We start from the raw sequence: 21,217 nt of genomic DNA on the forward strand, positions 1-21,217 counted from the left end.
AGAAAGGCGAACTGCCTGATCATCGGCCAAAAACATAGGACGGTATTGCTACGGTCAGCGGTTCAAAGAAAATGACCAGCAGCAGGGCCGCGACTTCGGCTGCAATGAAACTCCAGGAATAGCGCATGGTTTCGCCATAGGGGCATTTGGCGATGCTTGATGCGACAAACAGCAAAACCGCAACCGGGGGCGTCGTCGACCCGATCTGGGTCGCCATCACCAGTGCGAGGCCGAGCTGCAGGTCATTGATCCCCACCGCGTGACCGATGTGAACGGCAATCGGCACCGTGATGATCAGCACGGCCATGCTGTCGACAAACATGGTCAGGACCAGCATCACGGAAACCAGCAACAGGAAGACCGCTGTTGGATCCTGGGTCGTTGACATGATTGCCGAAAGGATCATCTGATTGAAATTGAGATAGGACAGCAACCAGCCAAAGCCGCTGGCGATGCCGATGATGCCCAGAACCATCGATGTGGTGACCGCGGCCTGCACAAAGATTTGCGGCAGGTCACGCAGCTTGATCGTGCGATAGATGAAGAAGCTGACCAGGAAGGCAAAGATACAGGCGACAACACCTGATTCCGTGGCAGTAAAGACCCCGCCCAGAATACCGGTAATAATGATCAGCGGGGCAACAAGGGCGGCCCAGACATCGACAAGCGAGCGCAAGCAGCGTTTGAACGAGAATTTCTGACCGGATTTCTGCAATTCAGGGTGACGCGAGGGAGAAAGCGAATGCAGATAAACAACCGACATCAAAGCCAGTCCGATCAGAATACCCGGAATAATCCCGGCCAGGAACAAACCGCCGACCGACACACTGGCAAGCGCGCCATAGACAATCATCGTCATGCTGGGCGGGATGATGGCACCGATGGTGCTGCTGGTGGCGGTGATGGCCGCAGCATAACCGGCGGGGTAGCCTTTTTCCTTCATCGCCGGGATCAGGACCGAACCGACCGCAGAGGTATCAGCGGTCGAGGAACCCGACACGCCGGCGAAAATCATCGACGAGACGATATTTGCCTGGGCAAGGCCGCCGCGCATATGACCAACAACGGTTTCGGCAAAATCAACCAGCTTGCGACTGATGCCACCGCGCGACATCAACTCGCCCGCCAGAATGAAATAGGGCATGGCCAGCAAGCTGAAGCTGTCGAGGCTTGAAAACATCTTTTGCGGATACAGCGGCAAGGCGAGTTCCGGCACCATCAGAATCCCCGCCAGGCCAACAAGCCCCAGCGACAGAATGACCGGAATTCCCATGAAGATCATCAGGAGAAGAGCGACAAAAAGACCTATGAGCATTGGTTAATTCCGAATCTGAGAATCAAACTGCGGGCCGTGTTTCAGGAAGGCAAACAACCTGCGCAGGGCGATGATGATCATGTAGCCCGATCCGATCGGAATGGCGGCATAGACAAGATGCATGGGTAACCCCATGCCCGGGCTTTTTTGCAATTGCAGGAACCGCGACAGTTCGACTGTTCCGGAAATGAGCGCGATGGCAAGCACGATCCAAAGCAGATCAACGATGGCGAAAAACACTGCTCTTCCGCGTTCGGACAAAAGATCGGTCAGCGTTTCCATCCCGATATGCGCGCAATATCGATATGCGACCGGAACCCCGAGAAATACAATCCAGATCTGGCCATAACGCTGGAGTTCCTCGCTCCAACTCAGGGACAGGTTCAAAAAGAACCGGTTGCAAACCTGCATTGTCCCGACAATCACAATGCCAAGGAAAATGACAAAAATGGCCATTTCGACCGTACGGTCGATGACCGCCCAAAACCGTGTCATATCGCAGTAGCCTTTTTCCGATCAGTCGTGATGAAACGGTCGGGCCGGCATCCGTTTCGCAATGCCGGCCCGATAGTGTTATTTCGCGTCACGGATCAATTTGAGCAGATCGGTCGCATCAAGATCGGCCGCCAGTTCGTCCTGAAGCGGAACCGCATCTTTCTGGAACTGGGTGGTATCCACATTGGTGATCGTCATCCCGACATCTTCAAGCTGCTGAAGGGCTTTACGTTCACGAACCGGAGCCATGGCACGGTTGACCTCGATCGCGAAATGCGCGGCATCGGTCAGAACTTTCTGGTCTTCTTCGGACAGCTGGTTCCAAAGGGTCAGCGAATAGGTCAGAACCGTCGGACCGAACAGATGACGGGTCAAAGCAACATGGTCGCTGACTTCGTAAAGTTTGCTTGAATAGACCATGGATGCGGCATGTTCAAAGCCGTCAAGAACGCCGGTCTGAAGGGCGGTATAGATTTCACCAAAAGCCATCGGGGTGGCATTTGCCCCCATCGCATTCAGAGCAGCAACATAAACCGGGGACTGGATGGTGCGGATTTTCAAGCCCTTGATGTCTTCGGGTTTTTCAATCGCCTTGCCGTTGGTCACGACATTGCGGTAGCCCCAGCTATATCCCCAGCCCAAAACCTTGAAGCCGGATTCAGCGAATTTTTCTTCGAGTTTGGCGCCAAGTTCGCCATCCAGCGCCCGACCGACATGGTCAAAGTCCTGCCACAGGAAAGGAAGATCGAGCACACCGCCAACCGGTACGATGCTGTTATAAACGGCAGTGCCGCCAACATGCATTGTCGCGCCCGCGCCAAGCTGCATCGCCTGAAGCACGTCCTGATCCCCGCCAAGGGCGCTTGAACCATAGACTTCGAATTTCAGATTGTCAGAGTGGCTGTTGACATAGTTCTGCATGATCCAGGCGGTCATGCCATTGTCATTTTCGAGATCGGCAACAGAAGACATTGCCATCTTGATGGTTGTCTGGGCAAAGGCCGTGCCGGAAAGCGCAAAACTGGCACAGGTCATCAGGCACGCACCGGCAATGCGCCGGGCATTTTTCGAGATTTTCATTGAATTCCTCCCTTCCCCGAACGATGCCGGGGACTTGCTTAATTGGTTCTTTAGAGAAAGCAGGGTCGAAGTCATGGTGACGCAAGGCGGGGACGCCCGGCGGTGGCGACTCATCTTCTGTTTCTGTCCGAATAGTTAATACATATTATGTATGATGTAAACAAAGTTGTTATTTTTATTAACATCTAAAATGACAGGACGACGATCCGTTCCGGTGACAGAGAGTCACAACGGCCGATGATGGCACCCTAATTTATGTACTTAATATCAACATCTTATCGGAATTTTGAATGCCACGGCTCCGGGAACGCATCATGAAAGCGCATATGCTCAAAAGCCAAAACCATTCAGCCGAACCGGATCATCCGGCGGTGCTTTTTGACATCCAAAAGCCGCGCATCATCGCGAGTCTGCACTTCGAGACGGGATAACAATCAAAAAAGGAGGACACCGAAACCGGTATCCTCCTGACGTTGGTGCGGCCGGTCTGAGGCATCATCCAAGGCATTGATGGTGCCATCCACATGAAATGCCGCATGCAAATCCGGGATAGCCGACGCCTGGAACCGATTGCCGCCAGATCAACCGGCAAAAGACAGCTGGACTTTGACCGATTTGCTGCGGTCACGGGCGATGTCGAAGGCTTCTTTGGCGGTTTCAAGCGCGAAGGTCTGGGTGATGATCGGGGTGACGTCGATGGCGCCGCTGTCAATCATTGCCACGGCCTGGGCAAATTCCGTATGGAAGCGGAAGGTGCCGGTGATGGTGATTTCCTTGGCGACCAGCGGGTTGAACGGTACGGGCATTTCACCGGCCACACCGACCTGTACCAGAATGCCTTGCGGGCGGAGGGTGCTGATGGCGGTGCGCAAGGCGGCTGGCGCGGCCGAGCATTCAAGACAGACGTCAAACTGGCCTTTGTCCTGTTCATAGGGGGTCAGTTCATCAGTGGCCTTGGCGATATTGATCGTGCGGGTCGCCCCCATTTTGCGGGCCACATCAAGGGCGAAATCCTGCAAGTCGGTGACGACGATTTCGCTGGCACCTGCGGCCTTGGCCGCCGCCGCACAAAGCGTTCCGATCGGCCCCGCCCCGGTGATCAGGACTTTCTTGCCCGCAAGATCGCCCGCCCGGGCAACCGCATGCAAACAGACCGCAAGCGGTTCGGCACAGGCCGCAGCCCCGATATCGGTGTGATCCCCAACAGCAAGGCACTGGTCCTGGCGCACATTGACCAGATCCCGGAATGCGCCCTGGATATGGGGCATCGGCATGGCCGAGCCGAAGAATTTCATGTTCAGGCAATGCTGTTGCAGGTTTTTCTGGCAATAGGAGCAGGTGCCGCACGGGTGGCTGGGATTGATCGCCACTTTCTGGCCGACCGTCAGGCCGCTTGCATCCGGCCCCAAGGCAACAACCGTCCCGGCGGCTTCGTGACCAAGGATGATCGGCTGGCGCACGCGGATCTGACCGATCCCGCCTTCGAAATAGTAATGCATGTCCGATCCACAGACACCGCCCGCCCCGACACGGACCAGAACTTCGTCCCCGACCGGGTCCGGCGTTGCTTCGGCTTCAATGCGCAGGTCGTCCTGACCGTAAAGGCGGCAAACACGGGTTTGCATAAAGAGTTACTCCATCAGGGACGGCAGCCAGGTTGACAGCGCCGGAATGTAGGAAACAAGAAACAGGATCGCGATATTGGTCAGCAGGAACGGCGCCAGCGCCCGGATCACGGTGGTGACCGGTGCCTTTGCAATATTGGCACAGATGAACATGCAAATACCGACCGGCGGCGTCGTCAGACCGATCATCAGGTTGAGAACCGCAAACACCGCGAAATGGATCGGATCGACGCCAACATTGGTTGCAAGCGTCAGAAGCGGGACAAACAGAATGATCAGGGCCGCGATCGTTTCCATGAACATGCCGACAATCAGCAACACCAGATTGATCAGCAGGATCACGACATATTTGTTGTTGGTCACAGACAGGACCGAATCGGAAATCATTTGCGGGATGCGTTCAGACACCAGAATCCAGCCAAACACATTGGCAAGACCGACCAGCGCAAGAATGGCCGCAGCGGTCACCGCACTGTCGATGATGATTTTGGGCACCTTGCGCAGCGGCAATTCGCGATAGATGAAACAGCCGACAATCAGGGCATAGAGGCTGGCAATCACCGCGGTTTCGGTCGGGGTCACGATGCCACTGAGCAAGCCGCCAACAATCAGTGCCGTCATGGCAAGCGCCCAGAAGGCACCGGCAAAGGACCGCGCCAGTTCACCGAACCCTTGCCAGGGCTGATGGGGGAAATTGCGGCGCACGGCAATGATGTAGCAGGTCACCATCATCGCAAGCCCCATCAGGATGCCCGGAATGGCACCGGCAATGAACATCTTGCCAACCGAAATACCCGACAGCGCGCCAACAATGATCATCGGCATGCTGGGCGGAATGATCGGACCAACGGTCGAGGATGCGGCAGTAACGGCCGCCGAAAATGCCGGGGTATAGCCCGCCCGCACCATGCCCGGGATCATCATCCCACCGATGGAGGCGGCATCGGCAACCGCGGTTCCGGAAATACCGCCAAACAGCATCGATCCGGTAACGTTGGTCAGGCCAAGGCCGCCGCGCATCCAGCCGACCATGGCATTGGCAAATCGCACAATGCGCGGGGTAATGCCGCCGCCATTCATCAGGTTACCGGCCAGAATAAAGCCCGGGATACACAGCAGAACAAACACATCCATCCCGGCAAACAGTTTTTGCGGGATCACGACAAGCGGGATGCCTTCGAGCAGAAGATAGCACAGCGATGACAGGCCCAATGTGACAGCAACCGGAAGACCGATGATCAGACCAAGGGCAAAAACGCCAAATAGAATTGCGAGGCTCATGGGAAGTCCTTTGTCGTATCTTCGGGTTTGCCGTCAGAAACACCGGCAATGATCCGTATCATCCGCAGCACTGCAAACAGACCGAGCACGACAAGCAGAATGAAAACGGTGGCGTGAATGAAATCCATGCGCACACCCAGGGCGGGCGAGGTCTGAAGCACCCCGATTGACACAAACATCCAGGCCGGGGACAGCAAGATCAGACAGAAGGCAGCGGTGATCGCGGCCGATATGAATGTCAGGGCACGCTGGACCCGAAGCGGCAGCATTTCACAGACAATGTCGACATTGACCAGTTCGCCGTTACGGAACGACAACCCCACCCCGAAGGCCGCCAGAAACAGCAATGTGTGGCGTGTCAGTTCTTCGGTCCAGACCGGTGAACTGGGCAGGAAGGTTCGGGAAAAGACCTGTATCAGGACCGTGCAAATCAGAATGCCGAAAGCGGCCCCGGTTCCGATCCGGCACAGGGCAATGATGGATGCGTATAGTCTGGCAAAAAGCACGTTACGTCCCCGTCGAAGAAAGGTCCGGTCGCTTTATGGCGACCGGACCGGCAGCAATCAGTTCGCGAAAAGATTTTCGACGATCGGGCGGATTTCGTCGGAAACATTCGCAAGAACAGCGTCTTTTGCCTTCTGGGCAAAGGCCTGGGTGTCGACATCGACAAAGGTCATGCCCTTGGCCTGAAGTTCCTTGGTCAGGCGTTCTTCATCGGCCGTAAACAGGTCGCGTTCAAAGGCCTGCGCGCGTTTTGCGGCTTCCGTGACTGCGTCCTTGTCGGCATCCGAAAGCTTGTTCCAGGTGATTTCGGAAATGGTCAGATAGATCCAGGACCGCACATGTTCGGTCTTGTTAACAAACTTCTGAACTTCGTTGAAGCTTGCGGAATCGATCAGGGCCAACGGGTTTTCCTGGGCATCGATGGTGCCGGCCTGAAGCGAAGTGAAGACTTCGGAGAATGCCATCGGGGTCGGCTGTGCGCCCAGCGATTTCCAGACATCAACGAAAAGCGGCACGTTCGGCACGCGAAGTTTCAGGCCGTTCAGATCATCCGGGCTTTTGATTTCGCGGTTCGAGGTCAGGTTACGCGGACCACGGGCGAAATAGGCAATCGGGCGGATACGGGCTTTTTCGATGATCTGCTGTTCGATCTGGTCACCGATTTCGCCACTGGCGACGGCGTCCATATCTTCGAGCGTCGGATAGGCATATGGCACGGCAAGAAGGGCGGCCATCGGTGCCCAGTTCTGAAGGCTTTCACCGGTAATGGTCATATCGACCGATCCGAGCTGCATGCCGTTGATCAGGTCGATTTCCTTGCCAAGGGTTTCGTTGGGGAAAACCTGCACATCAATACGACCGTCGGTCAAAGACGACAGTTCTTCACCAAACTTCACGGCGGCCTTGTGCCATGCATTTTGCTCGTTGGCGAGATGACCGAGTTTGAGGGTCATTTCCGCAGCCATTGCGGAACTGCCCATCATCATGGCGGCAACGCCGGCAAGCATCAGTTTCTTGGTCGTTTTTTTAAGCATCGTTTCCTCCCTGTTCGGTTGATGCCTTAGGGCGACAACGCGGTACTGGCGTTGTCAAAAAGCTCCGTTCTGGAGCGGGCAATATCAGGCAGCGTATGCAGAATTTCGCGAAGATGTTCACGCATGGCTGCACTGGCGGCTTCGCAATCCCGTGACTGGATTGCCGAAACAATTCGAACGTGCTGCTCGATGATTTCATTCATCGGGAACTGGAAATAACTGAGGTAGCGCACCCGATCGAGCTGGGCGCGCACATCCTCGACCACCTTCCAGGCATAGGTCTTGCCCGCCGCTTCGGCGAGGCAACGATGGAAATCATGATCGAGTGTCAGAAAAGAGCGCGCATCGCCCTGCATGGCCTTGCGCTGGTCGGCGATCAACTGTTCAAGCCGGGCCAGAAAGGCGTCATCGGGTTCTTTGGCGACGAAACGCGCAATGTCGGCTTCGATGGCTTCGCGGACGAAACGGGCATCAAGAACCGCCGCAACCGAGATTTTGCGAACATAGGTTCCGCGTTGCGGGCGAACTTCCAGAAGTCCTTCGTCGGCGAGCTTGATGAAGGCTTCGCGCACCGGCTGGCGGCTGACATTGAAATGTTTGGCGAGTTCGGCTTCGGAAAGGCGCACGCCGGGCAGCAGGTCGGTACACACGATCCGTTCGCGAATAATGCGATGGATCTGCGGGCCTACCGCCTGATCTTGCGTTATCTCCCAGTCCTTTTGTTCAGGATCACCCATCAATCTCTCCTTGCCTTCCTGATCGTTAATGCATACTACCATACTAGTCAACAAAATTGTAGCGTGATACGCTTCACGTTCTTTATAGTCGGTGTTGATAACACCATGCCAATACAGAGAGAAACAGATGAAACAAACCTGGAGATGGTTCGGACCGCGCGATCTGGTCAGCATTGACGATATATGCCAGGCCGGGGCGCATGGCGTGGTTTCCGCCCTGCACCACATTGCCAGCGGTGCGGTCTGGACACCCGACGAGATTGCCAAACGCCATCGCGAAATCGCGACCATGAAAGATGGCGCACCGTCCGGTCTGACCTGGGATGTTGTTGAAAGTCTTCCGGTTTCCGAATCGATCAAACGCCAGGTCGGCCCGTGGCGCGACCATATCGCGGCCTATAAGGAAAGCCTGCGCAATTTGGCGGCATCGGGCATCAGCATCGTCTGTTACAACTTCATGCCGGTTCTTGACTGGACACGCACCCATCTGAACTGGCGGCTGTCAAATGGCGCGACCTGCATGCGCTTTGACCTGTTTGATTTTGTCGCGTTTGATCTGTTCATCCTGGCGCGTGCCGGCGCCGAAAATGATTATGGTGCCGACATCATTGCCGAGGCAAAGACCCGCTTTGAGGCCATGAGCGACGCGCGCCGCGCCGAACTGGAACGGACCGTTGCCTTTGGCCTGCCCGGATCGGTCGAGAACCTGTCGCTTGATGATCTGCGCGAACTTCTTGCGACCTATGCCGATATTGATGCCGATACCCTGCGTGCCAATCTGGTAGCGTTCCTTGAAGAAGTGGTGCCGGTCGCGCGCGAAGTCGGCATTCGCATGTGCTGCCACCCGGATGATCCGCCCTTTGCGTTGCTGGGTCTTCCGCGCATCATGTCGACCGAAGATGATTATGCCTTTGTCATGAAGGCCGTCGATATTGCGGAAAACGGCATTACCCTGTGTTCCGGGTCGCTTGGCGTCCATCCGGGCAATGATTTGCCGGGCATGATGAAGCGTTGGGGCGAACGGGTTCATTTCATCCATCTGCGCAATACCAAACGCGAAACCGAAGGCCTGCCATGCAGCTTCCATGAAGCCGAACATCTGGATGGCGATACCGACATGGTTGCCCTGATCGAGCAGATCCTGCGTGAAGAGGCATCGCGCAAGGCCGCCGGTCGTGCGGACTGGAACATTCCGATGCGCCCCGATCATGGCCATGACATCCTTGATGATCTTAACCGCAAGGGACAGCCGGGATATCCGGCGATCGGACGCCTGAAAGGCCTGGCTGAATTGCGCGGTGTGATGACCGCCCTGTCGGCACGCTTTGACAAGCTTGGGGGATAAGGGATGACACAGTCCGGCTTGTCGGAGATGACGTTGCAAGTTGCCTTGGCCAAATCAGGCATCGTTCATATCGGTATCGGCGCGTTCCACCGGGCCCATCAGGCGGTTTACACCGATGCCGCCATGGCGGCCAAAGGGGGCGACTGGCACATTATCGGGGTCAGTTTGCGCAGCACCGACATTGTCGATGCGCTGAATGCACAGAATTGCGCATTCACGGTGATTGAACGTCATCCCGATGGACCAAAAGCCCGCCGGATTACCAGCATGTCGCACGCCATTGCGGCGGCGCGCGATGTCATGCCGGTTCTGGCCGCCCTTGCCGACCCGGCGATCCGGATTGTGACCATCACGGTGACCGAAAAGGCCTATGGCATTGATCGGCAATCGGGCCGGATTCAGAACGATCATCCGGCGATCCGTCATGATCTGGACCATCCCGACAGGCCGTCGGGACTGGTCGGGATTCTTGTGGCCGGACTGAAAAGCCGCAAGGATGCCGGCATGCGGCCCTTCACGGTTCTGTCCTGTGACAATCTTCCGGCAAATGGCAAGTTGCTGCGCGCTGGTGTGATTGATTTTGCCAACCGGATCGACCCGGAACTGGGCGACTGGATTTCGCAAAATGTGTCCTTCCCGTCCACCATGGTCGACCGCATCACCCCGGCATCAACCAAGACCACATATGACGATGCCAAGACCCTGACCGGTGTCGAGGACCCGGCCGCGATCGAAACCGAACCTTTTTCGCAATGGGTGATCGAGGATGATTTCCCCGATGGTCGTCCCGCCTGGGAAGAAGCCGGTGCGATTGTTGTTGCCGATGTCGAACCGTTCGAGGACATGAAGCTTCGCATGCTTAATGGCAGTCATTCGCTGATTGCCTATCTTGGGCAGCTTGGCGGATATCGCTATGTCCGTGATGCCATGGCCAATGCCAATTTCGCCGGTCTTGTCGCACGGCATATGGAAAATGCCGCTGCGACCATGGCGCCGCTGGCCGGGATTGATTTTGCCCGCTATGGCGCGGAACTGACCGAGCGATTCCGCAACCCCGAAATCGCCCATGAAACCCGCCAGATCGCCATGGACGGGACCGAAAAACTGCCGCAGCGCATCTTTGCACCGGTATGTGATCTGGCCGCCGACAGCCACCATCGCAATACATTCGCGCTGTGTTTCGCAGCCTGGATTGCCTTTGTGCAAAGCCAGATCAATCCGGCCACACCCGGTGAAAACAGCCGCCTGCCCGACGATCCACGGGCAGACGAAATTGCCGAACGCATCGGCAGTGTGCAGGATGCGGCAGACCTTTATGACCGGCTGGCAGGCCTTCCGGGATGGATGCCCCGACAGCTTTGTGATGATGCGTCCTGGCGCAAGGCGGTGATCAGCCGTCTTGTGATGTTGCTCACCGACGGTGCCGACGCCGCCATCCGCCATGAGCTTGGCCAATGAGTACAAAACGGTTTGTCGCCATTGGCGAATGCATGATCGAAATGTCGGGCGGCGGTGACGGCAACTGGAAAATGGGGATTGCCGGCGATACCCTTAATACCGCCTGGCATTTCCGCAATGCCACCGATCCGAGCGACTGGCAGGTCGGCTATGTCACTGCCCTTGGCGATGACCGATATTCCCGACGCATTGCCGATTTCATTGCCGATGCCGGGATTGATACCAGCGCCATCCAGCGCCTGGCCGGAAATCGTCCGGGTCTTTACCTGATTGATCAGGAAAAGGGGGATCGTGTCTTTACGTATTGGCGGGAAAATTCCGCCGCCCGTAAAATGGCCGATGACATCGCCGCACTTCGCGCCGGATGCGAGGGGGCGGATGTAATCTATCTTTCGGGGATCACGTTGGCGATCCTCGATACGGACAGCCGGGCCGCGCTCATTGAGATCATCAAACAGCAACCGGCACATACCCGCATTGCCTTTGACCCCAATATCCGCCCGGCCCTTTGGGAAGATCGCGATATTTGCAAAACGGTATTGTCAGAGGTCGCGGCCCTTTCAGACATCATTCTGCCAAGCTTTGATGACGAGGCGGCCCTGTTCGGGGATGCATCGCCACAGGAAACAGTGGCGCGATATCGCGACCTTGGCGTGGGCGAGGTCGTGGTCAAAAATGGCAGTGGTCCATGCCATTTCCTGAAAGATGGTCAGGCGACAAGCCTTGATACGCCGGGCGTTTCAAATGTGGTGGATGCGACAGGTGCCGGTGATTCCTTTAACGCCGCATTTCTGGCCGCCCGATTTGGCGGCGCTGAACCAGCCGATGCAGTGCGCCATGGACAGGCCCTGTCAGCCAAGGTCATCCAGACACATGGCGCGTTGCTCAGGAACCAGGGTTAATTCGCTGGGACAAGTCGGCCAAAGCTGGTCGGCAAAGGGGACTGCTTTGGCGTGACGGGTACCGGGGCACTGTTGCGGCCGTGACGCCGGGCTTGAATGCCACGCGGATATTGACACTGTTCTGAAGGCCATCGGATAGCGTGGGTGCGATATCTGCCCATCAACGAAGATGGCAACAAAGACATTACCGGCATTCCTGTCGGCGGGCGCTTGAGATGATTGGCAAGATACCCTGCATCATCTTTCAGACAAAGAAACGGGTCCGATATCGGACCCGTTTCCGGACTGAGGACGCATCAGCCAGGGAGACATGATGTGTAAAACCGTGCGCACCCAATCCAGTCGATCCGGTCAGTCCGTTCACTGTGGCGCGGCACCAAAGCCCGCGCCCTTTGCCCGGCTGAGACTGACGGTTGTGAAATCATGGCCTGGTGGTATTTGACCAAGGGTCTCCGGCCCGACATCGGCCAGTCTTGGATGTTTGCGATCCTTGTCGGAAATGACCGCCTGCTGACCATACAATTGCCAGTCGATGCCAAGATCCGGATCGTTCCACGCAATCCCGCGATCATGTTCCGGACTGTAATAGTTTGACGCCTTGTACATGACGTGGGTGTCGGGTTGCAGGGTTTTGAAGCCGTGTGCAAAGCCATCCGGAATCCAGAGCTGGTACCAGTTTTCCGCGCTGAGTTCGATCTTGATATGCTGACCAAACGTTGGCGATCGTGGTCGAATGTCGACTGCAACGTCAAGAATTGCGCCTTTTGTGACACGGACCAGCTTGCCCTGGGCATAGGGGCTGGTCTGGAAATGCAGACCGCGAATGGTGTTGATCGGAACGCTGATCGACTGATTTTCCTGTACCAGATCGATATCCCCGACAACTTCGCGAAAATCATCATGACGGAAGGTTTCGGCAAAAACACCGCGCTTGTCCCGATGCCGGGTGGGGATAAACAGAACCGGACCTTCGATATCAAATTCGTCAAATTCCACAGTCATTGTTCATTACTCCTTGATCGAGATCGGAACACGGATCAACTGGCGCGGGACACGCCACCGGTCCTTGTAGGGTTTGGGCACAAGACGGACGAAAACAAGGGATGCATTGTCATCAACCGTGCCAAACAAACGGTCTGTGCTGTCTTCATCAATGATGGATGGATAGGCGGCAAAGGGGTCGCCATCGCCAGCATCACGCCTTAGCGGCTGGCGATAGAGCAGCCTGGGCTCGGACCAGTTTTTCAGATCCGTCGAGGTCGAATAGAAGAACCCGGCGATGTCGGGTTCGCCCTTTTTGCGAATACGGTGAAGGTACACCGTGATGAAACTGTTGGTGGCTTCATGGCGAACCAAACCGCGGATCGATGACACACCAACCGGCCCGACTCGCGCGCATTCGGTTTCGCGAACCGACCATCCCTGATCGGTCAGGGTTGCGGCCTGTTCAAAATCCGATCCGTTCCAGACGTCCCATTGCTTGGGATCATCAATCGGCGCCCGTACCAGACAGTTGCGCGATTCTTCCCAGTTATCCGCCCGACGCCAGACAATGGCGTAATAGTAGTTCTGCCAGGAAATGATGTTGGTGACCGTGACATAGCTTGGCGCGCGCGTGCGATCATCGCGATAGGCTTGTGGCGGCGGAAACGGCGCGTGACGGGGCGGATTACCCAGATATTCAAAGGTCTTGCCCCCGTCACCGGATTTCAGTGTAACCAGACCGTTGATCCAGCAATCGGTACGTTTGGTGCCCCCCTTGCAGGGCATATCATGGCGATAGGGCATGAAACTGGCACTGCCCAACGCATAGACATTGCGCCCGTCGCGCGTATAGATCGCCTGAAGCCAGGTTCGGTCATCAAGAAGTTCCGGCACCGCCTTGCCCGCTGCCTTGAACCGGCTGTCGCAATCGGGCTTGAGGCTGTTAAAGCCATATCCGACAAAAGCGCGGTTCTGAAAGTTCGGCGCGAACAGAACCATTTTGCCCTGATCATTGCGAAAGGCACGGGCCGGGGAATCTGGCAGATGATGGTTGTCACACCCGGTGACATCGCTATCAAAAATGACGGTTTCCGGCCCCGAGACGGTTACTTCGGCGGCCCGTAAATACGGGTTCCAGCCAAGCATTCCCCCGACCGACAAACCGATCAGGAATGCCGACAGTCCGGTGATGCGTTTTGATAAGTGCCGCTTTTGCAATGTCTTACCCGTCACGGTTGGTAGTGGAATGTGGAAATTTGGTGCGTGGCGTTACTGGGGGCCGCCACGCACCAGACACAGCAAGGTCACGCCGCTTCTGCGACATATGGGGCCGGGGTACTGCCCAGACGGTGCGCCATGCTGTTTTCTTCAAGGAAGTTTTTCAGATCACCGAAGCGCTTCTGATAGGTCTTTTCGAACAAGTCGAAATCGGCCTTGTCCCAGGCTTCCTCGAACGAGAATTTGTCCATATAGCGACCATCAACGAACGGAATGCCAAGTGTTCTGACAAATTCGCGGGTGCGCGTATCATATGTGACATAAAGAGCCGGAACTTCGTTGGCCAGGGCCAGCAAATTGCCATGCAGACGATATCCGGTCACCGCATCCAGATTTTGTTCGGCACGTTCAAAATCCGCGACACTTTCAAACACCGAAAGCGATGATTTATAAAGTTCGACCAGCGGATCGCTTGGACCGTAAATCCATTTTTCCGCGGTCAGTTTTTTGATCGCGTCGGCCATGACAGATGCGTCATTTTCGACCTGTTTGGAGCGCGCGTAATAGATCTGCTTTTCTTCAAGTTCGCCCGCGCACAGGATTTCGGTGTCATAGCGTTCGGCCAGGGTGCGCAACATATAACGTTGCTGTGTCTGGAAACCGTGTGTCTTGCGGCGCAGGGTAAAGCCAAGCCTGTTGATCGATGATGCATCCACCCGGCGCAATTTCAGTTCCGGTTTGCAATGGCGGAATGCGGTCGGGCAGCCAAAAATGCGAACATTCCTGATGCCGATCGAATTCAGCGCCTTCTTTGACAGATTGCCACGCACGCCGATTGATGCCGAACGGTCTGCGACAAGCTGCAAGAACCGTCTGGTTGAGTCATTTACATATTGGTCGGAATTGTCGGGCACCTGAACGCCAATCCCAAAGGCAATCACCGGCACCTTGGTCTTTTCCAGAACCGTTGTGATCGGGTCCCATTGACCGTTGGTGTTGATATAGTTCGACCCGCGCAAAAAGATGTAATCAAGCTGATTTATCTTTTCGATCTGGGTTTCTGACAGATTGCCGTCTGCGGGCACATAAATCGGGAATAGTTCCGAATAATCAAGGATGCGCAGCGACGAGTCATAGACAAAGCAGTCACCAATATTGGTGAAAAGCGTCTTTGCCTTTTCGGGCGCATTATAGGTGTGGGTGACAACACCCAGATTGCCTTCGACGCGGCCCGCAGGCATCAGCACGCCAATGCGCGGCTTGCGCCCCCCGGTTGGGAGTTTCGGTTCCATCATATGTCTCCTGCTGGTGGTTCGTGTCATTTTTGACGTTGGTTCGAACCGTTGCTCGTGTTTGGTAATGCAGGTCTTGCGATATGTGCCTAAGCCGCGTTGACTTCGCGGGTTTTAAGGCTTTGTTCCCAATCAAGGGCATGGCGGACGATGACTTCGAGATCATCATGAACCGGGACCCAGCCCAGTTTTTCACGAATACGATCGGCACCGGCGACAAGGGATTGCGGATCACCCGGGCGGCGTTCCGCCAGATCAACGCTGAAATCGACACCGGAAACCTTTTTGACCGCACCGATCACTTCACGCACCGAGAAGCCGCGACCATAGCCGCAATTCATCACGTCGCTTTCGCCACCGCGCTCAAGATATTCAAGCGCAAGGACATGGGCATTGGCGAGGTCGGATACATGGATGTAATCGCGAATGCAGGTGCCATCCGGGGTTTGGTAATCCTCGCCATAAATGGCCATTTGCGGGCGGACACCCGTTGCGGTCTGGCTGGCGATCTTGATCAGATGGGTTGCCTTGCGCGATGTTTGGCCCGCACGGCCTTTGGGGTCGGCCCCGGCAACATTGAAATAGCGCAGCGCGACATAATTGAAATCATGGGCAATTGCCGCGTCAGCCAACATCTTTTCGGTCATCATCTTTGAGGTGCCATAAGGCGAGATCGGCTTGAGCGCGAAATCCTCGTTAATCGGGGTGGCATTTGGTTCGCCGTAAACGCCCGCGGTCGAGGAAAAGATGAAATGCCTGATGCCGCTATCGACGGCCGCCTGCAAAAGCGCGCGCGAATTGACCGTGTTGTTGCGGTAATATTCCAGCGGATAGATGACCGAGTCCGGCACAATGATCGACCCGGCGAAATGCATGATCGCTGTTACGTCATGTTCATCGATAATGCGACGCACCAGATCTTCGTCGCCGCAATCACCTTCAACAAAGGCTGCCCCGGCTGGTACTGCCCATCGATGTCCCTGCGTTAGATTATCGAGCACAACCACATCGCGCCCGCCATCGAGAAGGGCCAGTGCTGCGTGACTACCGATATATCCTGCGCCACCTGTTACAAGTACAGTCATTGCCGTGTCTCCTTATTGATGTTGCCTGTTGCTCATCAGGCTGATCTTTGGAAGTAGCTGCGTCTGACCGTTCCGATCCGGAACAGCCAGACGGCAGTACCGGATGTGATCACGCGACCTTTCGTTGCGGCTGCGTGTCAGCTTTCATGACATCGACCATCTTGTGGTCGATATTGTTCTCGGTCAGGAACTGCGCCATTTCGCGATAGGTCTGGAACCAGGCGCGGTTGAACTTGTCGAACAGGTCCTGATTCCAGTAATCCTCAAGCACGAATTCCTTTTTCGAGAACACGTCATAGGACGGGATCTGATAGGTTTCGGCGAATTCGACGGTGCGGCTGTCATAGGTGAAGTAAATCGACGGAACACCGTTTGACAGCGCCATCAGATTGCCGTGCAGGCGATAGCCCAGCACGCAATCCTTGGTGCGCACCAGATCCTCGTAATCGGAAACAACATCGGAATAGAAAAGCTTCTCGCGATAGAGACGTTCCATCGTGTCATCGAGATACCAGTTCTTGACCCAGTCGTTGTTTTTAAGCGCCTGCATCGCTTCTTCACGCTGGATGTTGCTGCCAAAGACCAGTTTCTTTTCTTCGGGTTCGCCCTGCGCCATCAGGGTGATGTCATCAAACCGGCCAGCCAGATGTTTGACCAGATCACGATGGAAGGTCAGGTAACGCTTGATGTCCTGCGCGTAGGCCGGGGAGACTTCGCGGCGCAGGGTAATGCCGACATTTTTCACGCTATCAAGGGATGGCAGTTTGATGCGCATGTCGGGATTGTTTTGCCGGAACGCGGTCGGGCAACCGACAATACGGACATTGGTAATGCCAAGATCCCAAAGAACCTGTGCGGTATAGGCCCCGCGCACACCGATGGATGTGGTGGAATCGGCCATCATGCGCAAAACCGTCTTGGTCTGTTCGGACAGCTCGATCTTGCCTTTGACCGGCGCCTGCGCACCGATACCAAAGCCCAGAACCGGTAATTTCAACCGCTTGAGGACATCAATGGTGTTGCGCCAATCCATGTCGGAATGGATGTAGTTCGAGCCGCGCAGGAAGACATAATCATATTCCTCGCGAAGGCGATCGATGTCTTCCATTTTGGGATCGGCAATCGGCAGAACGCCAAGTTTGTCGTAATTCATCAGCTTGAGCGATGAGTCAAAGACAAAGGCATCACCGATATTGTGGTAGTGATTGATGCTCTTTTGAACATCCTGATAGTTGTACCATCGGACGCAGTCGTGGTCGTAGACTTCGCCTGACGGGATCATTACGAGAACGCGCGCCATGTTGTCTCTCCTTGGTTGATCACGTTTTTGTTCTGAATTCATGCCGTGCTAGCCACGGTTTGCGGGCGCGCAGCCTTTGCAGACATACGGCGCACTTCCAGAACCTCCCGATACTGCGCGAGATGTTGCTCGGCGCATTCCTGATAGGTCGTCACGCTTGGTATTCCCTCGCGCATCCGATCCCAGATCTTGTTGTCGCTAAGGACTTCGATCATCCGATCGGCAAGGTCTTCGGCACTTCCGACCCGGAAATGCAGACCATTCACGCCATCGGTGATTTTTTCGGCCATACCGCCAATGTTTGAGCAAATCATCGGCCGCCCGTGGAAGAAGGCTTCCTGGATCACGACGGGCGAGTTTTCCCACCAGATAGATGGAATGATCGTCCAGTCGGCGAGCTCCATCAGCTTGGGCATTTCGGTATTCTGATAGGCGCCGTAAAAGCGCACGCGCTCGCCGGCCTTTTCAATCAGGTCATGGACCTTGTCCTGATATTCCTTGGGTTGGCGATCAAGGTTGCCGCCAAAGATCATCAGCCGCGCATCATCGCCCCAGATTTCATCAGGCACACGCCCGACCGCATCCAGAAGAATGTCAGCCCCTTTGAACATCGTGAGCTGCCCGAAAAAGGCAAAGCGCGACCGGCGGGGCTGAGTCTTGGAAAGCGGGCGGTCTTTGGCACGCTGATCGATGTCGAGACCATTTTCGATCACCGACATCTTTTCGGCCTTCATGCCCCAGTCAATGAAACGGTTGGCAAGGAATTCACTGGGCGACACATAGTGATCAGCCAGTTCCAGCATGGCCTTGATGAAGCGTTCGCGCCGAAGAAATGATGCGGGCGAGATGTTCGGGAAACAGCCGTTGCAGTCAATCGGGCTTGCACGGTTGCACAGCTTGGTTCCGCCGCTTTTGATCATCTGCCCGTGATTGTGGCAGATCGTCAAAAACTCGTGGAAGGTAAAGAAAATCGCGGTTTCCGGCAGTGCTTCGCGAATGGCATAGATGGTTTCCAGCCCAAGCCCGAGATAGTGATGGAAATGCACCACATCGGGTTCGTAATCCTTCACAAAACGCAGGAAATCCCGGTCGATTTCATCGGTACTGCCATTCGACAGAAGGAAATGATCATAGTTTTCCGCGTGATAAAGGATTTCGTTTTCCTTTTGACGCAGGCTCATCAGGGCCGAAGCCCCGTGACGCGGGACCGGGTTGCCAACGCGGGCCAGATAGAAGCTTTCGACCCCGTCAAGGGCGTTCAGCCCTTTGTGCAGGTTATAGGAGGCCACTTCGGCCCCGCCCAGCGAGATGCTGGGATGGCCGTGCGAAATAACGAGGACACGTAAATCAGTCAACGGCATTGTTGTGGCTCCGCAAATTTGAAACGACCAATGACCAGCGGCGATCAAACGCCCAGCGGTCAAGACGATTGGAAAGTTCCTCCCAGGCAGGGGCTGTGCTTATGGATTGTTCGCTGCCCAGTACTTCGACATCGGGGATCCAGTAGGATGGCGTTCCCGCCATGCGCAGTTTCAGCGCAAGATCGAGACTTTTTTCCCCCGGCCCGATATAGCCACGGGTAAAGCCGTTGCTGTCCTTGAAGGCCTTGCGCGGCAGAATGCAGCATTCCAGGGTTCCGGCACTGACTTCGCTGGGTTCGGCGTCAGCAAGCACCGCGCATGGATAGCCGACATACCGGTCCGACAGATACTGACCGCCATTGGCGTTGCTGTTGATCCAGGTCCCGGCCCAGCGGACAGAATCGTCTTCAAACAGAATGGTTGGCGAAACGAGAACCTTGCTGCCGCGTTTGCTGTAAGCGGCCAGCAACTGATCAAACCAGCCATCATCGCGCGGCAGAATATGCGCTGATACCAGCCCGACTGTTTCGGAGCTGGTGGCATCGACACCAACTTCGAGCGCATCGCAATAATCTTCGACGCCCTCGGCGAACACGATCCGGGTGTTGAGTTTGTAGAAGGCCGCAAGACGCAGGATTTCGCTGCCGACCTGATCGAAACTTTCGACCGGACCCGCAATGACAATCGGCAGATGCCGGGTCGCGCTATCAAGTCCCAGAAGGGCAATGGTGACGCCGATATCATTGATCGTGTCATCAACCCCGACCACAAGGGTCACCGGCGCGTTTTCGTCAAAATCCCCGATATCGTGAATATCGACCGCGTAGGGGCGTTGTGCTGTCATGGACTGCAACATCGGGCCAAATTGACGTTCGATGCTGTTTGATGCCGTCACCGAGCGCGGATCAAGCGATGGCAAAACCCGTGAAAGCGCCTGACGGGCAGAGGCCCGCGTCGGGTTCAGCGGACAGTAGGCCGGGAAAGCATCACGGATGCCCAGTTCAAGATAGGTTGCCTGATCGGAGGGCGGGGTGGCTTCCAGCGGACAAAACACCAGAAAACCGTGATTGTTGCGGGCCGGGTTCATCGCGGAAAACATCGGATCATTGGCAAAGGCATCGGTCACATCAGCGCGTGACTGACGCGTCCAGTGGTCATCAATGCGCACGACTTCACCACCGACACGCAGTGACACATCCTCGACGGCACGGTCGGGATCCAGCATCCAGCCGGAAATCAATATCCCGCTGCCTTCGATCAGAAGGGAGAAATCAATCCCGATGCGAACCGGGCGATCCAGTTCCGAAACTGTGTCGCGACCATCAAAACGATGTGCGGCCATTTTAAGGGTATGGAGGATTTTTTCCGGCGCACGCACACGATCAAGAACCGAACGAATATGGGCCGGGACATCGGGTGGGGCTACCAGAACGCGGTGCTGGTAAACTTCGATCGAGTACCAGGTTTCGCGCCCGCGGAAATAAACCCGTTTGAGTTTTTTCGGATTGATCGGCTTGTTACCGAGCAACAGGCCGGTGACACCCGATGCCTCGTCACCGAGATCATCGCGCTGGAAATCTGCGCTGGTCAGTTCTGCCAGCACCGGGGACTCTTCCATGGCGATGACACGGGTGCGCCCGGTGGGGAAGCCGCTTGACCAGCCCTGGATATAAACATCACCTTCTTCGAGCCCGCCCAGGACTTCGATAAAGCCGTTGCTACGTGCGGCACTTTGCACAAGTGCGGCCACCTTGCTCAGGCGTTTTTTATCCGGATCACCGGCAAGCAGGGCCTCGATCAAACCATCAATAACGGTGGCAAAAGCCGGGCCGGACTGATCTGCGACGGCGGACAGGATCGCTTCGATACGTTGCTGGCGGCTATCAATCCGGTATTCACGCGGTTTGCCAGCCCCACTGAACAGGGCGGTTTTCAAACGGCGCGCGGAAACATTTTTCATCGGTAAAAGCGCGACAAAGCCATAGGCGTTTTCGGGTTCCGCATCATGGCGGCGCCATGAAATGATGGATGCCTGAACTTTGGCGTCGGACTGACTGTTAAGGTAGATATCAATCGTTGCCGGCAGGGCATTCCCGACCCCGACCATCAGCGCCAGACTGTCATCGACCAAGGCGGCGACAACAGTTCTGCCATCAAGTGGCATGCCATTCTGTTCTGTCATTAACCGGCCTCCTTGTATT

18 protein-coding genes are annotated in these 21,217 nt (G+C 55.8%); 3 read left to right on the forward strand and 15 right to left on the reverse strand.

The genetic code is table 11. The annotated features are described in order from the left end of the window. Positions 1–19 precede the first annotated feature (19 nt). From SIB88_RS00745 to SIB88_RS00780, 8 genes are all read right to left on the reverse strand, one after another. Positions 20–1,315: a TRAP transporter large permease gene (locus tag SIB88_RS00745; RefSeq protein ID WP_101246877.1), complete on the reverse strand. Its 1,296-nt coding sequence runs from the start codon at positions 1,313–1,315 to the stop codon at positions 20–22. A gap of 3 nt (positions 1,316–1,318) precedes the next feature. Next, positions 1,319–1,810 (reverse strand): TRAP transporter small permease, encoded by a 492-nt coding sequence (locus SIB88_RS00750; RefSeq protein ID WP_101246876.1) that lies wholly within the window; start codon positions 1,808–1,810, stop codon positions 1,319–1,321. A gap of 78 nt (positions 1,811–1,888) precedes the next feature. Then, positions 1,889–2,890 carry a TRAP transporter substrate-binding protein gene (locus SIB88_RS00755; RefSeq protein ID WP_181848881.1) on the reverse strand — a complete coding sequence of 334 codons (1,002 nt, stop codon included), beginning with the start codon at positions 2,888–2,890 and terminating at the stop codon, positions 1,889–1,891. Between the two features lie 581 nt (positions 2,891–3,471). After that, positions 3,472–4,515, reverse strand: a complete 1,044-nt coding sequence (locus SIB88_RS00760) for an L-idonate 5-dehydrogenase (RefSeq protein ID WP_412559080.1) — start codon at positions 4,513–4,515, stop codon at positions 3,472–3,474. 6 nt (positions 4,516–4,521) lie between these two features. After that, the gene (locus tag SIB88_RS00765) at positions 4,522–5,796 is read right to left on the reverse strand and encodes a TRAP transporter large permease (RefSeq protein ID WP_412559081.1); all 1,275 of its coding nucleotides are present in this window, start codon (positions 5,794–5,796) and stop codon (positions 4,522–4,524) included. Next, positions 5,793–6,302 carry a TRAP transporter small permease gene (locus SIB88_RS00770; RefSeq protein WP_101246872.1) on the reverse strand — a complete coding sequence of 170 codons (510 nt, stop codon included), beginning with the start codon at positions 6,300–6,302 and terminating at the stop codon, positions 5,793–5,795. Before SIB88_RS00770 ends, SIB88_RS00765 begins: the two co-directional genes overlap by 4 nt. A 57-nt stretch (positions 6,303–6,359) precedes the next feature. Beyond that, positions 6,360–7,334: a TRAP transporter substrate-binding protein gene (locus SIB88_RS00775; protein ID WP_412559082.1), complete on the reverse strand. Its 975-nt coding sequence runs from the start codon at positions 7,332–7,334 to the stop codon at positions 6,360–6,362. A 26-nt stretch (positions 7,335–7,360) separates the two neighbouring features. After that, positions 7,361–8,071, reverse strand: a complete 711-nt coding sequence (locus tag SIB88_RS00780; protein WP_101246870.1) for a GntR family transcriptional regulator — start codon at positions 8,069–8,071, stop codon at positions 7,361–7,363. A gap of 127 nt (positions 8,072–8,198) precedes the next feature. Between SIB88_RS00780 and uxuA the strand changes: the two genes are divergently transcribed. From uxuA to SIB88_RS00795, 3 genes are read left to right on the forward strand one after another with little or no spacing between them, the layout of a single operon-like run. Then, positions 8,199–9,416 carry a mannonate dehydratase gene (uxuA, locus tag SIB88_RS00785; protein ID WP_412559083.1) on the forward strand — a complete coding sequence of 406 codons (1,218 nt, stop codon included), beginning with the start codon at positions 8,199–8,201 and terminating at the stop codon, positions 9,414–9,416. Positions 9,417–9,443: 27 nt separating this feature from the next. Beyond that, a complete protein-coding gene (locus tag SIB88_RS00790) occupies positions 9,444–10,874 on the forward strand; it encodes a mannitol dehydrogenase family protein (protein WP_412559084.1) in 1,431 nt (476 codons plus the stop codon). Beyond that, a complete protein-coding gene (locus tag SIB88_RS00795; protein ID WP_412559085.1) occupies positions 10,871–11,776 on the forward strand; it encodes a sugar kinase in 906 nt (301 codons plus the stop codon). Before SIB88_RS00790 ends, SIB88_RS00795 begins: the two co-directional genes overlap by 4 nt. 360 nt (positions 11,777–12,136) lie before the next feature. Here the strand turns inward: SIB88_RS00795 and rfbC are convergent, their stop codons facing one another. The 7 genes from rfbC to SIB88_RS00830 all read right to left on the reverse strand — a co-directional run bounded on the left by rfbC (position 12,137) and on the right by SIB88_RS00830 (position 21,198). Further along, a complete protein-coding gene (gene rfbC / locus SIB88_RS00800) occupies positions 12,137–12,778 on the reverse strand; it encodes a dTDP-4-dehydrorhamnose 3,5-epimerase (RefSeq protein WP_206926355.1) in 642 nt (213 codons plus the stop codon). Between the two features lie 6 nt (positions 12,779–12,784). Beyond that, positions 12,785–13,978, reverse strand: a complete 1,194-nt coding sequence (locus SIB88_RS00805; protein ID WP_412559086.1) for a hypothetical protein — start codon at positions 13,976–13,978, stop codon at positions 12,785–12,787. Positions 13,979–14,064: 86 nt separating this feature from the next. Continuing rightward, positions 14,065–15,270, reverse strand: a complete 1,206-nt coding sequence (locus SIB88_RS00810; RefSeq protein WP_250280896.1) for a polysaccharide pyruvyl transferase family protein — start codon at positions 15,268–15,270, stop codon at positions 14,065–14,067. 89 nt (positions 15,271–15,359) lie between these two features. Beyond that, on the reverse strand, positions 15,360–16,355 hold the full coding sequence (galE, locus tag SIB88_RS00815) for a UDP-glucose 4-epimerase GalE (protein ID WP_101246865.1): 996 nt from the start codon (positions 16,353–16,355) through the stop codon (positions 15,360–15,362). 109 nt (positions 16,356–16,464) lie between these two features. Next, positions 16,465–17,655, reverse strand: a complete 1,191-nt coding sequence (locus tag SIB88_RS00820; protein WP_101246864.1) for a polysaccharide pyruvyl transferase family protein — start codon at positions 17,653–17,655, stop codon at positions 16,465–16,467. A gap of 38 nt (positions 17,656–17,693) precedes the next feature. Continuing rightward, complete coding sequence (locus tag SIB88_RS00825; RefSeq protein ID WP_412559087.1) at positions 17,694–19,016, reverse strand: glycosyltransferase family 4 protein; 1,323 nt, start codon at positions 19,014–19,016, stop codon at positions 17,694–17,696. Continuing rightward, positions 19,003–21,198, reverse strand: coding sequence for a glycosyltransferase family 2 protein (locus SIB88_RS00830; protein WP_412559088.1), 2,196 nt, complete (start codon positions 21,196–21,198; stop codon positions 19,003–19,005). The genes SIB88_RS00825 and SIB88_RS00830 overlap by 14 nt, the downstream gene beginning before the upstream one ends. Between the last annotated feature and the right edge of the window lie 19 nt (positions 21,199–21,217).

Origin of the sequence: Thalassospira sp. MIT121401, assembly GCF_047125595.1 — a bacterium.
Taxonomy (GTDB): domain Bacteria; phylum Pseudomonadota; class Alphaproteobacteria; order Rhodospirillales; family Thalassospiraceae; genus Thalassospira; species Thalassospira povalilytica.